This window comes from Thalassotalea sp. LPB0316 (genome assembly GCF_014898095.1).
GTDB lineage: Bacteria > Pseudomonadota > Gammaproteobacteria > Enterobacterales > Alteromonadaceae > Thalassotalea_G.
Map to the genome: position 1 here is coordinate 968,761 of NZ_CP062946.1, position 13,794 is coordinate 982,554.

Genomic DNA, 13,794 nt, shown 5'->3' on the forward strand with positions numbered 1-13,794 from the left:
ATAACAATAGTATTGTTTTATAGTAGGTTTTTTATGAGTTTTTCAGTTGATAAGGAAATTGGTTTGGCTGAGCGTCAATCAGGTGCACAATTATTACATACTAAAGCCTTAAGCATTGTCTTTTTTACCCTGTTAATCTTTGCAGGTTGCGCAGTTGCATTGTGGCAAAGTTATGATTATTACAACAAAATCAACCTGGATTACTTACCAGCAATTGAAAAGCAGCAAGTGCTGTTTACTGAAATTACAGCGTTGCAAAATCAACTATCTGATATCAGTCAGGGTAATCAACAAACATCCCTTGCCGATACTCATCAACAACTGCGCGATAGTTTAAATAATCTTAAGCGAGCTGGTAATTTCTCACGTTCGTTTTTTCCTTTGCTGAACAATGATGATATCGACAGTTTGGCTATACGTATTTCGAGTAATGAAGAGCGCAACCAGGCGCTAACTCAAGAAACATTAGTGCTCATTAATACCATCAACCATTCGATGATTGATTTACTCGCACTGATGAAAGATCGTCAAGCTAACTTATATAATCAGGTGCTTGCTGATAAAGTCAGTGATCGCGTCACTACCTCCAGAGCGATTGCTCATACTAATGTCAGCCATGACATTCAAGATTATCAAGAGGCTAATCGCCACCTCAATCAAGTTGCCATTACCCTAGAAGGATTGACTTTTCTATCACCAAGTAATGATATTGATATCTTAGAGCTCAATGCGGAAAAGTTTAATCAATGGCGCAGTGTCTACCAAGATCAACTCGCTGCTGAAAACGACGAGCTCGCCAAACAATTAACTCAATTGATGAATTTATTGTTTAATGACGCACGCTTAATCGCAAAGTGGCGTGGACATACCCGTTTGGCAACAGAATATCTCGAAGTGTTGGCACAACAAACAACTAAGTTACAATCCCTTGCTCAGCTCAATCAACAAACTATCGAGCAACCCAAATTTGCTTTCGAACAGATGTTAAGTTCGAAGGTGCTGGCTATTGAGCCGTCTGCTTTTTATCTTGTTGCTATGGGCCTGATGTCAGGGTTGGTCTTATTGATTTTCCTTGTCTTATATCGGATGTTGAGAAAAGTACAGGGTGTAGAGCAAACGACTAAGCAGCTTGTTGAACAGTTAATTCATGACAACAACGCCGAAGTCATCGAGGTAGCAACCCAAAGTCAGTACGAGATTGCTCAATTACTTAAACAAGTTGTCCAACCAGAACACGATGAACAGGCCTATCAAACATTAAATCAGCAATATCAATACTTGCTTGATGCTTTGCTCAATACTCAAGGGCTTGTATTCATCGAGGGTTCGCAGTTAATTGGCTATAACGTTTCGCCAACACCAACGCAACTTGAATGGTTTAACCGTATAACCAATGCTCAACATCAGCATCAAGATAGCTTGCCGTGGAGGGCTTTATTGGGCCCTGAGTTAACCCATGAATTAATAGCCAAGCTGCGCGAGATGGCGCAAAATTCGCAAGACGTTGCCAGTGTCACCTGGTTATTTGATGAGCAACAACTCACGTTTACCATACTCAAAACTGAAGATCATTTATCTGTCTTTGTTCGAAATAGTTCAACTACTTATCAGCAAGTTAACGAATTAACGCAGCAGGTTGAACAATTAGAAATACAGCAACAAAAGCAGTGGCAGGGTACCCAGTACATTTTCGCCCATATTCAGCGTAAGCTTGGCCATTTGTACCTGAGCCAGCAAAGTCGTCAGCGGCTTGATAAGGCTGCCCTTAGATATGCTCAACTTCTACACCAAGTATTGCAATGGAGCCAAGGCGGTCGCTTGTGGGCAGCGACCCATTTGACGAATAGAAATGTCGAATTTACTGATGTTAAACTATCACAAACACTTGCAGGCTTGGTAAGTACTGCGCAATTTGCTAGAAACCACTTCTCGAGCGAACATTCGGGGCGTTTAAGCTTTGAGCATTTTGAACATGAGCACTTACCGCTGGCTAATGCCAACGTATTCTTAGATAGTGCGAGTTATCAATTTGTTATTTCTTACTTACTTGATTTGCAGTTCGTTAGACAAGTTGGCGATTTGTCATTAAAAACTAAGGTCGTCAACCAAAACGCTTCGCAACTCATCGTGAGGTACCAATTTACCTATCGCCAAAGTGAAGTGTTAGAAGCTGTGCCACCTTCTATGTTGTTGGTCAGCCATCAAGTTGATAGTCAGCCTAAAACAGCGACTTTTGACCAAGGTTATTTTGCGCGGGCAATGCTCGAGTATTTACACGCCGATAAGATTGAACTGGTGCAAAATACTCATGGTTGGCAATTCTCTTTTGAATTACCACACTCTACTCAACAAACGGTTGAGAAAATCAAGTCTGCTTATCAGGCGCCTAATTTAGCAAGTAGAATAATATTGATCGTCAAAGATGAAGCTAATCGAAAATATCTCGATAGTCTATTACAGCCCCACACTACTGAGGTGATCGCGGTGAGTAGTATCGATCATGCCCACCGATTTTTAGAGGCGAGCCGATTAGAAAAACACAAAATTGGCTTAGTTATCTCTGCTAATGAGCCGGCCCATCACGACGAACATCAACTAACAACTTTGATCACGCAATTACCTGAGCGTCTGCAGCCTAAACTGTTCATTATTGATGAGTTATCTACCATGCCGCTCAGTCAATACAATAGTCATAGCTACTCGATTAACCTGAAGCTTGGTAGTGACTTATTGGCAACTTTATGGCGCTTTATCAAGTCAGACAATAAAGATAACTTGAGATATGATCACCAAGTATTGCAAGCCGTAACAACGGTTAAAACCAGTGTAACCGTGCTCTTAGCGATCGAGGATATCAGTGAACACTATGCGCTTGGCGCGCTATTGCAGTGGTTGGGCTTAAAGGTCACTGTTGTCACTCATCAAAAGCAAGCACTAGAGTCATGGCAAACAGGGCTTTATCGAATTTTAGTCACCGACTTTTCACTCAGTGCTATCGATAGTGTTGCGATCAAAAAACAACTTAAACGCTGCGTAATTTCACTCTCTGAACAGGCATATCAAGCCAGTGATGTACTTGAGTGTCACCAACTTGCCCATGATGCGTCTGCTCAAGAGTGGTTGGCAGTGTTACAATCTTGGCTAGTGATTAAAAGTGCTACATCCGCTGGCTCTAATAAGTCAGCCAAAGATATTGCAACTGAGTTTAACGTTCAAGCACCTGAAGGTCACACTCAGCAAATAACACCCAAAATAACAGTGACACCGCTTAGCTTTGATATCGTTGAGTATGCTAATAATGTCGGTGGGCCAGAACTAGCGGCGCTAATGGCTGATGAGTACTTTGCCAAGCTTGAGCAAAGCTTCGAACAACTCAAGTATTCACTGGCAGTCAAATCAGTCACTAATGCGCGCGAACAGGTAGAGCAGCTATTGTCTATTAGCCGCATTATTGCCTCGAAAGAATTACAAGCATGGGCTGAACAATTACTACATTGTATTGAACAACAGGCATTTAGTGATGCTATTCGTTTAATGCCAGAGGTTGAGCGCGATATTAAAGGCTTAAAACAATTTGCTGAGGCTATTTAATTCACTTGGTATAACGGTTTAAGCATCGCGCGGCAGACCTTTTTCAATGCTTCGAATGAGCCGCGCTTGCAGGCGCTCATTCGTTGGAATGATTTGTCGTTTTGCCTTTTCTGAGTGTTGATCAAGCGCCCAGTCGATATGCTCTTTTACCATCTGCGTGGCACTGTTACGCTTTTCGCGCAGCGCCTGAACAATCTCTATGTTATAAGGGGCATTACCCAAAGCGACGGCAATATTTCGTTGCCAACAGTCAAAACCAATGCGTCTAATGGGTGAGCCTTGAGTTTTGGTTAAAAAAGTTTGTTCACTCCACGAAAATAATTCAAGCAACGTAACTTCATCGAGGTTTTGCCTGGGTTGAAAGTCATCTTCTGTCGTTAATTGACCAAACTTATTCCAAGGACAAATTAACTGACAATCATCACAACCGTAAATTCGATTGCCCATTAGCGGCCGAAACTCAACTGGAATTGCATCGCGTAACTCTATCGTTAAATAGGAAATACAACGTCTTGCATCAACGACATAGGGTGCGACAATGGCTTGGGTTGGGCAAATCTTTATACAGGCAACACACGAGCCACAGTGCTCTTCGGCTTTCTGATCGATAGGTAATGGCAAATTAACCAATAGTTCGCCGAGAAAAAACCACGAGCCGGCTTGCTGGTTGATCAATAAACTGTGTTTGCCGACCCATCCTAAGCCGGCGTTTTCTGCCAATGGCCGCTCTAAAATAGGTGCAGAGTCAACAAAAGGCCGGAAATCAAACGCTAAGCAGTGTTGTTTAATTTTATCGCCGAGTTGCTTTAAACGCTTCCTGATCAACTTGTGATAATCTCGGCCCAAAGCGTAACGGCTAACAAAAGCGTGCTCTGGGCGTTTCAAGATTTTGGCAAACTTTGCCGACGTTGGCAGGTAATTCATTCGCGCACTGATAACGCGCAATGTACCAGGGTGGATCTGCTCTGGCTTGGCTCGATCTAAGCCATGCTTAGCCATGTAAGCCATTTGTCCGTGATAGTTATTGTCTAACCAAGTTTGCAACTTTTCTTCGTGGTTCGATAAATCAATATCGCAAATACCGACTTGGGCAAAGCCGAGTTCTTGCCCCCAAAGCTTGATTTTTTCTGCAAGTTCTTGATAGTTAATAGATGAGTTCACAAACGCGTTAACGATGATTTGATATGGTGAAGCAAAGTTTACCACAGCTTGCCTATTCAGGCACTGCTGTCCTTGAGCATGAGGCAAGTGTCGCCAATAGCCAGCATATTGCGATGTTCGATTTGATGAAAAGTGCTGGCCAAGCGGTATTTGATTATATTGAGCGTGCTTATGGTCAGCGATCTTTGCTGATTGTTGCAGGAAAGGGCAATAATGGCGGCGATGGTTTTATTGTTGGTCAATTAGCTTTGGCAAGCGGCATAGCTGTCCAATTGATATTACTAGGAGAGTTCAGTCAATTATCCGGTGATGCTAAGCAGGCCGCACAATTGTTTATTAATGCTGGTGGTAAAATTAATGAGTTTACCAATGATTCATTGTTGACTGATCTTGAAAACCCTGTGGTGGTTGATGCTATTTTTGGTATTGGCTTTAAAGGGCAATTGCCGACAGGTATCGCGCAAGTGATTGCTAGCATTCACGCCCTAGAATACCCCATTGTGAGTGTCGATACGCCATCAGGTGTCAATGCAACAACAGGAGAGGTTAGCCAAGGTGCCGTTCAAGCCAGTGCAACAGTAAGTTTTATCGCATTAAAGCAGGGGCTATTAACTGGTCAGGCACAAAATCATGTCGGGAATTTAGTGTTTGCCCCTTTATCGCTAGCCCAAGCATTTTGTCAGCAAGTTGATAGTCGCTGTTTTATTCAGCGAGCGTGTAATTTATCTAGTCTAGTACCTAGGTTGAGTCATCAGCATAAAGGTCATCTTGGTAAGTTGGTCACCGTTGGTGGTCAAAAAGGTATGCCCGGTGCTATTCGATTAGCGAGTGAAGCGGCGTTACGCAGTGGTGCGCCATTGGTCAGTGTCGTCACTGCACCTGAAAATCACAGTATTGTCATCGCCAATCGCTATGAGCTGATGCTTGGGGCAACAGATAAAACCTCACTCAAGCAAAGCCAGTTGTTGTTGAATGCTAAGTGCGTGGTGATTGGGCCAGGCTTAGGTCAAAGCCCTTGGGCGAATGAACTGTTTGACTATGTGATGACGACAAAGACTAACTTAATTATCGATGCCGATGCGCTATATTTGTTGGCAAAATATTTTCAACAACATAATCAGGTCGAGAATTACAATCCTTGGATCCTAACGCCACATCCTAAAGAAGCCGCCGCACTGCTCAATTGTACGGTTGAACAAGTCGAAAAAAATCGCTTTGATGCCGTCACGTCGATTGCCCAAAAATACCGTTGTGTCTGCGTACTCAAAGGAGCGGGGACTCTAACTAGCGATGGTGTCAATACATGGATTAATAGTACGGGCAATCACGCAATGGCAACAGGGGGAATGGGCGATGTATTATCTGGTGTTATCGGTGCACTAGCGATGCAAACTAATGAATTGATTGATGCGGCGCGATTAGCGGTTTATCTTCACGGTAAAGCAGGCGATAATATCGCAGCGAAGCAAGGCCATATCGGCTTGCTCGCAAGTGATTTACTTCTTCAATTTCCAGTATTATTACAAAGTATCTATGAACCAGTATCAAGCGACATTAATCGATGAACAAGCGACAATTGCTTTAGGAAGCCAGTTAGCGGATATCATTAAAAATGAACTAAAACATGGCGTTGTTGTCTATTTAAGCGGCGATTTAGGCGCTGGAAAAACCACGCTAACTCGCGGTTTTGTTCAGGGGATGGGCCATTGTGGCCATGTCAAAAGTCCAACGTATACACTTGTCGAGCCCTATGAACTACCTCCGTGGCAGGTATATCACTTTGACTTATACCGCCTTGCCGATCCTGAAGAGCTTGAATATATGGGCATACGCGATTATTTTAATGAAAATAGTTGTTCGTTTATTGAATGGCCTTCTCGTGGCGAAGGGATGATCCCAACACCTGATTTTCTCATCAACTTATCGTATAGTGGTGAGCAGCGAGAAGTAGAGATTGTTCCTAAGTCGTCACTGGGTGACCAATTAGTGGCAATGTTGCAGGGGTAATACCAATTATTCCAATTGGTGCAAGTTGTAGGAAAGGTATGAATTGGCAACGTCAAGTTAGCAAGGTAATGAGGTTTGTTTTTTGTAGCCTAGTGTTGATGTCATTTGGTGCAAATGCTGTCAATACCATTGACTCTGTTCGCGTGTGGCCGGCACCAGAAAATACACGGGTGGTTTTCGATTTATCTGAGCAGCCTGAATATACTTATTTTTCCCTGTCCGCACCGCATCGATTAGTCATTGATTTTAAAGACTCAAAACGCAACGTTAATTTGAGTAATATCGGTAAAAATGATCCGCGCATTAAAAAAATTAGAACCAGCAACTCGAAAGAAACCGGCACCACGCGCTTAGTACTGGAATTAAATGCCAGTTATAGAAAGAGTGTATTTCCGCTTGCGCCAGCGGGGCAATATGGTCACCGCTTAGTTATCGACTTATTCGACAAAGAGCAGAAAACACACATTGCGGTTAAGCCGCCAACACAACAGCAAGACATCGTTATTGGTATTGATGCAGGCCATGGTGGTGAGGATCCAGGTTCGGTTGGCCACAAAGGCACCTATGAAAAACACGTGACCTTAGCGATCGCCAAGCGATTGAAAACACTTATCGACCAAGAAAAAGGGTTAAAAGCTGAGCTGATCCGCTCGGGTGATTACTATATTCACGTTAATGATCGTTCGAGAATCGCTCGCAAAAAAAATGTTGATTTTTTAGTGTCAATCCACGCCGATGCTTTTCACACGCCGCAGCCTAGTGGTGGCTCGGTTTGGCTAGTAACAAACCGGCGGGTTGAGTCAGAGCTCGCGCGTTGGTTGGTTAACCGAGAAAAAAACTCAGAGCTACTCGGTGGTGGTGGCAGTGTGATTAAAAACACCGATGATGATAATTTGGCTATTACTATTGCTGATATGAGTAAAGAATATTCACTAGAGGTTAGCCATGGTGTCGCCTCTCATGTGATTAGCCGGATGCGTAAAATCACCAAGATGCACAAACGGACACCGCAAAATGGTAACTTTGCCGTGTTAAAAGCCTCAGATATTCCGTCTATTTTGGTTGAAACAGGATTTATTTCTAACCATCAAGAAGAGCGCAATTTAACTTCGCCAAGTCATCAACAGAAATTAGCACAATCAATTTTTGATGGTATTCGCAATTATTACCTTGATAACCCTCCCGCCGGCAGCTACTACGCAACTATTGCCATTAAAAAGCACACTGTAAGCCGAGGAGAGTCATTGTCGGTATTAGCGCAACGTTACAATGTCTCGGTCAGTAAATTGAAAAAAGCGAATAATCTCGATTCAAATGTGGTTAAAGTTGGCCAAACATTGAAAATTCCTCGAGCCGACTAAATAATTATTATGCCTATTCAAATATTACCCGCTCGCCTAGCCAACCAAATCGCAGCCGGCGAAGTGGTCGAGCGACCTGCTTCGGTTGTTAAAGAACTTGTTGAAAATAGCCTCGATGCTGGTGCAACTAAAATTCGCATCGATATCGAAAAAGGTGGCGCCAAACGCATTCGCATTGTTGATAACGGTAAGGGCATTGTAAAAGATGAGCTAACATTAGCGCTGAGCCGCCATGCTACGTCAAAAATTAAAGATCTAGATGATTTGGAAGCTATCGCCAGTTTAGGCTTTCGCGGTGAAGCGCTTGCCAGTATTAGTTCGGTGGCGCGCTTAACCTTGACATCAAAACCGCAGCAACAACCTCAAGCTTGGCAGGCACGTGCTGAGGGACGAGATATGGCTGTCGAAGTGTTGCCAGCGGCTCATCCAGACGGTACTACGGTAGACGTGGTTGATTTGTTTTTTAATACGCCTGCTCGGCGAAAATTTCTCCGCACTGAAAAAACTGAATTTACCCATATTGAAGAAGTGATCAAACGGATAGCGTTAGCGCGATTCGATGTCAGCTTTATCTTGACTCATAACGGCAAGCAGGTGAAACATTTTCGCCAATGCAACTCGCCAGAGACTTACGCCAAGCGGATTGGTCAAGTCTGTGGCCAACCGTTTTTAGCCAATGCTATTGAAGTGAAAACTGAACATTGCGATCTTACGCTATGGGGCTGGATTGGTTTGCCTAGCTTTGCTCGTAATCAAAACGATTTGTGTTATAGCTATGTCAACGGCCGTATGATGCGCGACAAGTTGATTAATCACGCGATAAAACAGGCTTACAGTGAATACCTTGGCAGCGAGCAATATCCGGCATTTGTGTTGTTTTTAGAGCTTGATCATCGAGAGGTTGATGTTAATGTTCACCCGGCAAAACACGAGGTTCGCTTTCATCAAGGACGTTATATTCACGATTTTATTTTCTCTGTCTGCCATCAAGCGATTGCCAACGCAAATGAACCTGCTTTAGCTGATGTTGAGTATGGCCATGAAGCACCTAGTGAAGCCAATTCGTCAATGGTATCTTCTGCCAATGTGTCAACGCGTGACTACGTGACGCCACTGACTTCAGCCAGTAATCAGCAAGCATATCAATCAAGTACTTCATTTGATGGCCGTCGTCAATATAGCTCGAACCAGGTATCATCGACAGCGAGTGCCAATTACCAACAATTGATGACACCTCATCCAAGCCATCAAGAAACTCAGCGGCAAACTGACAATGTCGTTTCTGCTGCTGAGCTGTTAGCAATAGTAGAAGGGAAATATGGTGTGTTTGTTGAGCAACAGCAATTACGCGTATTTGATGCGGCAAAGCTTGCTAAATCTAGCTATTTGATGCTGTTAAAAGAAAAATGGCAAACCGGTTTGGTCAGTCAACCGCTGCTGTTGCCGATCAAAGTGAATATCGATCAGAACCATCATTCATTGCTTGAAGAGTTTTCCGAGCTATTTAAGCGCTCAGGGATTGTTATTTCTTATTCGCAAGGCGTTGTTGTGCGTCAGTTTCCGGCATTGTTTCGGACATTAGACATCAATGACTTTATTCAACAAGCGATGAGCTTTTTAGCAAAATTAACCGATGTTCAGCGGCAACCTGAAACCATCAGTGATTATTGGCTTGATTTTTTAGCCGGTTATTTATTACCTCAGCCAATTGATCTTGCAGGTTATTTACCCGTTTGGCGACAAATTCAAAGTCAACAACAAGAATTTAATCAATACATTACCTTGAATTCAGCTATAGTTGACCTTACATCGAGTGTAAGCCAATTGAAGATGTAACTTATGTCCACTGAAAAAAAATTGCCACCGGTTATCTGTTTAATGGGGCCAACGGCATCAGGTAAAACAGCGTTAGCTATGGAGCTCTATGATGCGTTGCCCTGTGAAATTATCAGTGTTGACTCAGCCCTCGTATTTAAAGGGATGGATATAGGTACCGCGAAACCGACTGCGGAAGAGCAAAAAAAATATCCACATCGACTAATAGATTTGATTGATCCTGCCGATAGTTATTCTGCGGCAGAGTTTTGCAAAGATGCTTTAAAAGCCATTGATGAAATTCGCCAACGTGGTCGGATTCCTTTATTGGTTGGCGGCACTATGATGTACTTTAAAAGTTTAATTGACGGAATATCGCCTTTACCGGAAGCCTCACCAAAAGTTAGGCAGCAAATCGAGCAAGAGGCGAAAGAAAATGGCTGGGATGCATTACATCAAGAGCTAGCTGAGATAGATCCAGTCTCTGCACAGCGCATCCATCCTAATGATCCACAGCGATTGACCCGAGCACTCGAAGTGTTCCGTATAACTGGAAATACTTTGACACAATTAACTGAAATAAAAGGTCAACGTTTAACTGGGGATGTTTTACAATTTGCTATCGCGCCAAAAGAGCGAAAAACGTTGCACAAACGTATTGAGTTGCGTTTTAACCAAATGATCGAGCAAGGTTTTAAAGATGAAGTTGTAAAATTAATGGCGCGTGGCGACTTACATGAAAACCTGCCGTCGATTCGCTGTGTTGGCTATCGACAAATGTGGCAACACCTCAAAGGCGAGTACGATTTTGAAGAAATGATCTTTAAAGGTGTATGTGCTACTAGACAATTGGCGAAACGTCAATTAACTTGGTTGAGGGGATGGGATGAATTGACTTGGTTGGATATGGAAGATACCAACAATTTACAAGTAATTACATCACAGATAAGCAAATTATAAACAATTGTGTATAATGATTGTTAACAGCGAGTTAACCCGCTGAATTGAAAAATTTATTTTTACTAACAATAAGAAAAGGGGCCAATAATGGCGAAGGGGCAATCTTTACAAGACCCATTTTTGAATGCATTACGTCGTGACCGCATTCCAGTGGCAATTTACTTAGTTAACGGCATTAAGTTACAAGGTCAAGTCGAGTCTTTTGACCAGTTTGTTATTTTATTAAAGAACACGGTCAGTCAAATGGTGTATAAACACGCTATTTCGACGGTTGTACCGTCTCGTGCTGTAAACACTAATCCTGCTCCAACTGGCAACCAAGGTGGCTTTAACCAGCCAATGGACAATCAGGATTAATGCTTGTAGTACTAACAATTAGGAGTACTTCATTTGTTTGATCGTTATCAGGCAGGTGAGCAAGCGATACTAGTTCATGTAGATTTTCCTGATGAAAGTAGTCGAGAAGATCTACAAGAATTTGAAATGTTAGTGTCATCATCAGGTGTTACGGCACTTGATGTGATTACTGGCAAGCGAAACACCCCCCATAGTAAATACTTTGTTGGCTCGGGTAAGGTCGAAGAAATAGCGCAAGCTGTTAAACTACACAACGCCAATGTTGTCTTATTCAACCACAGCCTTAGTCCATCTCAAGAAAAAAATATCGAAGCGGTCTGCGAATGTCGGGTGGTCGACAGAACGACCTTGATCCTCGATATATTTGCCCAACGAGCCCGTACTCATGAAGGTAAGTTACAAGTCGAACTTGCTCAATTGAGACATATCAGCACCCGTTTGATCCGAGGTTGGACTCACCTTGAACGACAAAAAGGTGGTATTGGTATGCGCGGTCCAGGTGAAACACAACTAGAGACCGACCGTCGATTGTTACGCGAGCGGATGAACAGCATTCAAAAGCGTTTAGAGAAAGTAGAAAAGCAACGCCAACAAGGCAGGCGTTCGCGCACGCGCGCTGAATTGCCAACCGTTTCTTTAGTCGGCTATACCAATGCAGGAAAATCTACTTTATTTAACACCATCACGCGCGCTGATGTTTATGCCGCAGACCAATTATTCGCGACACTTGACCCCACTTTGCGAAAAATCGAAGTCGAAGATGTTGGCCGAGTAATTTTAGCCGACACCGTAGGTTTTATTCGTCATTTACCACACGATTTAGTCGCGGCCTTTAAGGCTACGTTAACTGAAACTCGCGAAGCGCAATTATTACTTCACGTTGTTGATATTTCTGACGAGCGTCGGCAAGAAAATATCGAGCAGGTTGAAGACGTCTTAACAGAAATTGACGCTGGCGATGTTCCGCAATTATTAATTTGTAACAAAATAGATAACCTAAATGATATTGCACCGCGTATAGATAGAGACGAAAATGGCTTGCCTATTCGGGTTTGGTTATCCGCTCGGGCAAATCAAGGCATCGAGTTACTCTACAAGGCATTGGCTGAGCGCTTAGGCGTGCAAATTGTCAGGCATACCTTGAAAATTCCGCCTTCTGCAGGCAGATTGCGCGGTGAGTTCTATCAGCTTAATTGTATAACTGATGAGACCTATGATGAGCAAGGAAACTGCATTCTAGCGGTCAAGCTACCTGAAAAAGAGTGGAATCGGATTGTTAAAACGGAAACAATTGAACACTTTATTGAGTATTAACAGCCTGATATATTGTTTTTTCACCTGTTTTTGTCGAAAATGACAATATCATCAAAATTAATTTTTTATAGAGACTATTCGGAGAGCATCATGGCTTGGAATGAACCGGGGAAAGACGATAAAGATCCCTGGAAAAACAAAGGCGGTAATAACCAAGGACCACCTGACTTAGACGATTTATTTAAAGATTTAGGCAGCAAGTTTGGCTTTGGTGGCTCTGGAGGCTCGTCAAGCAGCGCCAATAATAGTTTCCCAAATGCCCTTATTATCGTGGCAGTTTTGGTAGCCGTCGTGATATACGCATACTCGTGTATTTACACCATTAAAGAAGCTGAGCGCGGTGTAAAACTGCGCTTTGGTGAATACGTAGAGCTCGTTGAACCAGGTTTGAGTTGGAAATGGACGTTTATTGAGAACATCATTCCAGTTGACGTACAAACAACGCGAGATTTGCCTGCAGCTGGCTTTATGTTAACGCAGGACGAAAATGTCGTGCGCGTTGAAATGCAAGTGCAATATCGTGTGGTTAATGCTCGTGATTATATCTTCAGTGTAACCAACGCCGATGAAAGCTTAAGCGATGCGCTCGACAGTGCACTGCGCTATGTTGTTGGTCAGGCTAAGATGGATGATGTGCTGACTAGCGGTCGTGAAGTGGTTCGCCAAAAAGTATGGGCGGAGTTAGACGATATTATTGAAACATACAACTTGGGCCTTTCAGTGGTAGACGTTAACTTTAAAGATGCGCGTCCACCTGAAGAAGTTAAAGAAGCGTTCGATGATGCGATTGCTGCTCAAGCAGACGAAGAACGTTATATTCAAGAAGCCGAAGCGTATGCATTGAGTATTGAGCCTCGTGCCCGTGGTCGTGTTAAGCGTCTTGAACAAGAAGCACTAGCCTATAAACAGCAGACAGTATTGGACGCAGAAGGTGCTGTCGCGCGTTTTGAAAAGTTATTGCCTGAGTATCAAGCAGCGCCAGAAGTTACGCGTCAACGTTTATATATGGCGACCATGGAAAAGGTTTATAGCAATACATCAAAAGTGATGGTTGATGTCGAAGGTGGTAACAATATGATGTACTTGCCATTGGATAAGATTATCAATCAACAACAAAGTGTCCCACGTACAATGCAGCAGCCGGTGCAATCGGTACCACAATCGGTACCAAGCTCAACCAACAGCTCAACTGGCCGTACCGATCGTTTTAACAGTGGGAGAAACTAAC

10 protein-coding genes are annotated in these 13,794 nt (G+C 43.1%); 9 read left to right on the plus strand and 1 reads right to left on the minus strand.

Annotated features, from left to right (window positions below):
• Positions 1-33 precede the first annotated feature (33 nt).
• A complete protein-coding gene (locus LP316_RS04305; RefSeq protein ID WP_193022849.1) occupies positions 34-3,591 on the plus strand; it encodes a hypothetical protein in 3,558 nt (1,185 codons plus the stop codon).
• Positions 3,592-3,609: 18 nt separating this feature from the next.
• Here the strand turns inward: LP316_RS04305 and queG are convergent, their stop codons facing one another.
• Entirely contained in the window at positions 3,610-4,797 is a 1,188-nt protein-coding gene (gene queG, locus LP316_RS04310) for a tRNA epoxyqueuosine(34) reductase QueG (protein WP_226960801.1), read from the minus strand.
• On the opposite strand from queG, the gene LP316_RS04315 reads away from it, so the two are divergent.
• The 8 genes from LP316_RS04315 to hflK all read left to right on the plus strand — a co-directional run bounded on the left by LP316_RS04315 (position 4,776) and on the right by hflK (position 13,793).
• On the plus strand, positions 4,776-6,317 hold the full coding sequence (locus LP316_RS04315) for an NAD(P)H-hydrate dehydratase (RefSeq protein WP_193022850.1): 1,542 nt from the start codon (positions 4,776-4,778) through the stop codon (positions 6,315-6,317). The two genes, queG and LP316_RS04315, sit on opposite strands and share 22 nt — an antisense overlap.
• Complete coding sequence (gene tsaE / locus LP316_RS04320) at positions 6,286-6,759, plus strand: tRNA (adenosine(37)-N6)-threonylcarbamoyltransferase complex ATPase subunit type 1 TsaE (protein WP_193022851.1); 474 nt, start codon at positions 6,286-6,288, stop codon at positions 6,757-6,759. Before LP316_RS04315 ends, tsaE begins: the two co-directional genes overlap by 32 nt.
• 38 nt (positions 6,760-6,797) lie before the next feature.
• A complete protein-coding gene (locus tag LP316_RS04325) occupies positions 6,798-8,120 on the plus strand; it encodes an N-acetylmuramoyl-L-alanine amidase (RefSeq protein WP_193022852.1) in 1,323 nt (440 codons plus the stop codon).
• Between the two features lie 9 nt (positions 8,121-8,129).
• On the plus strand, positions 8,130-9,956 hold the full coding sequence (gene mutL, locus LP316_RS04330) for a DNA mismatch repair endonuclease MutL (RefSeq protein ID WP_193022853.1): 1,827 nt from the start codon (positions 8,130-8,132) through the stop codon (positions 9,954-9,956).
• A 3-nt stretch (positions 9,957-9,959) separates the two neighbouring features.
• A complete protein-coding gene (miaA, locus tag LP316_RS04335) occupies positions 9,960-10,895 on the plus strand; it encodes a tRNA (adenosine(37)-N6)-dimethylallyltransferase MiaA (RefSeq protein WP_193022854.1) in 936 nt (311 codons plus the stop codon).
• 87 nt (positions 10,896-10,982) lie between these two features.
• Positions 10,983-11,252 carry an RNA chaperone Hfq gene (hfq, locus tag LP316_RS04340; RefSeq protein ID WP_193022855.1) on the plus strand — a complete coding sequence of 90 codons (270 nt, stop codon included), beginning with the start codon at positions 10,983-10,985 and terminating at the stop codon, positions 11,250-11,252.
• A gap of 33 nt (positions 11,253-11,285) precedes the next feature.
• A complete protein-coding gene (gene hflX, locus LP316_RS04345; RefSeq protein ID WP_193022856.1) occupies positions 11,286-12,566 on the plus strand; it encodes a ribosome rescue GTPase HflX in 1,281 nt (426 codons plus the stop codon).
• Positions 12,567-12,656: 90 nt separating this feature from the next.
• Complete coding sequence (gene hflK / locus LP316_RS04350) at positions 12,657-13,793, plus strand: FtsH protease activity modulator HflK (RefSeq protein ID WP_193022857.1); 1,137 nt, start codon at positions 12,657-12,659, stop codon at positions 13,791-13,793.
• Position 13,794: the final 1 nt, after the last annotated feature.

Excerpts from the sequence above, each read along its gene's own strand:
- LP316_RS04305 (WP_193022849.1), top strand. The coding sequence starts at position 34 with ATGAGTTTTTCAGTTGATAAGGAAATTGGTTTGGCTGAGCGTCAATCA.
- LP316_RS04315 (WP_193022850.1), top strand. The coding sequence starts at position 4,776 with ATGGTGAAGCAAAGTTTACCACAGCTTGCCTATTCAGGCACTGCTGTC.
- tsaE (WP_193022851.1), top strand. The coding sequence starts at position 6,286 with ATGAACCAGTATCAAGCGACATTAATCGATGAACAAGCGACAATTGCT.
- LP316_RS04325 (WP_193022852.1), top strand. The coding sequence starts at position 6,798 with ATGAATTGGCAACGTCAAGTTAGCAAGGTAATGAGGTTTGTTTTTTGT.
- mutL (WP_193022853.1), top strand. The coding sequence starts at position 8,130 with ATGCCTATTCAAATATTACCCGCTCGCCTAGCCAACCAAATCGCAGCC.
- miaA (WP_193022854.1), top strand. The coding sequence starts at position 9,960 with ATGTCCACTGAAAAAAAATTGCCACCGGTTATCTGTTTAATGGGGCCA.
- hfq (WP_193022855.1), top strand. The coding sequence starts at position 10,983 with ATGGCGAAGGGGCAATCTTTACAAGACCCATTTTTGAATGCATTACGT.
- hflK (WP_193022857.1), top strand. The coding sequence starts at position 12,657 with ATGGCTTGGAATGAACCGGGGAAAGACGATAAAGATCCCTGGAAAAAC.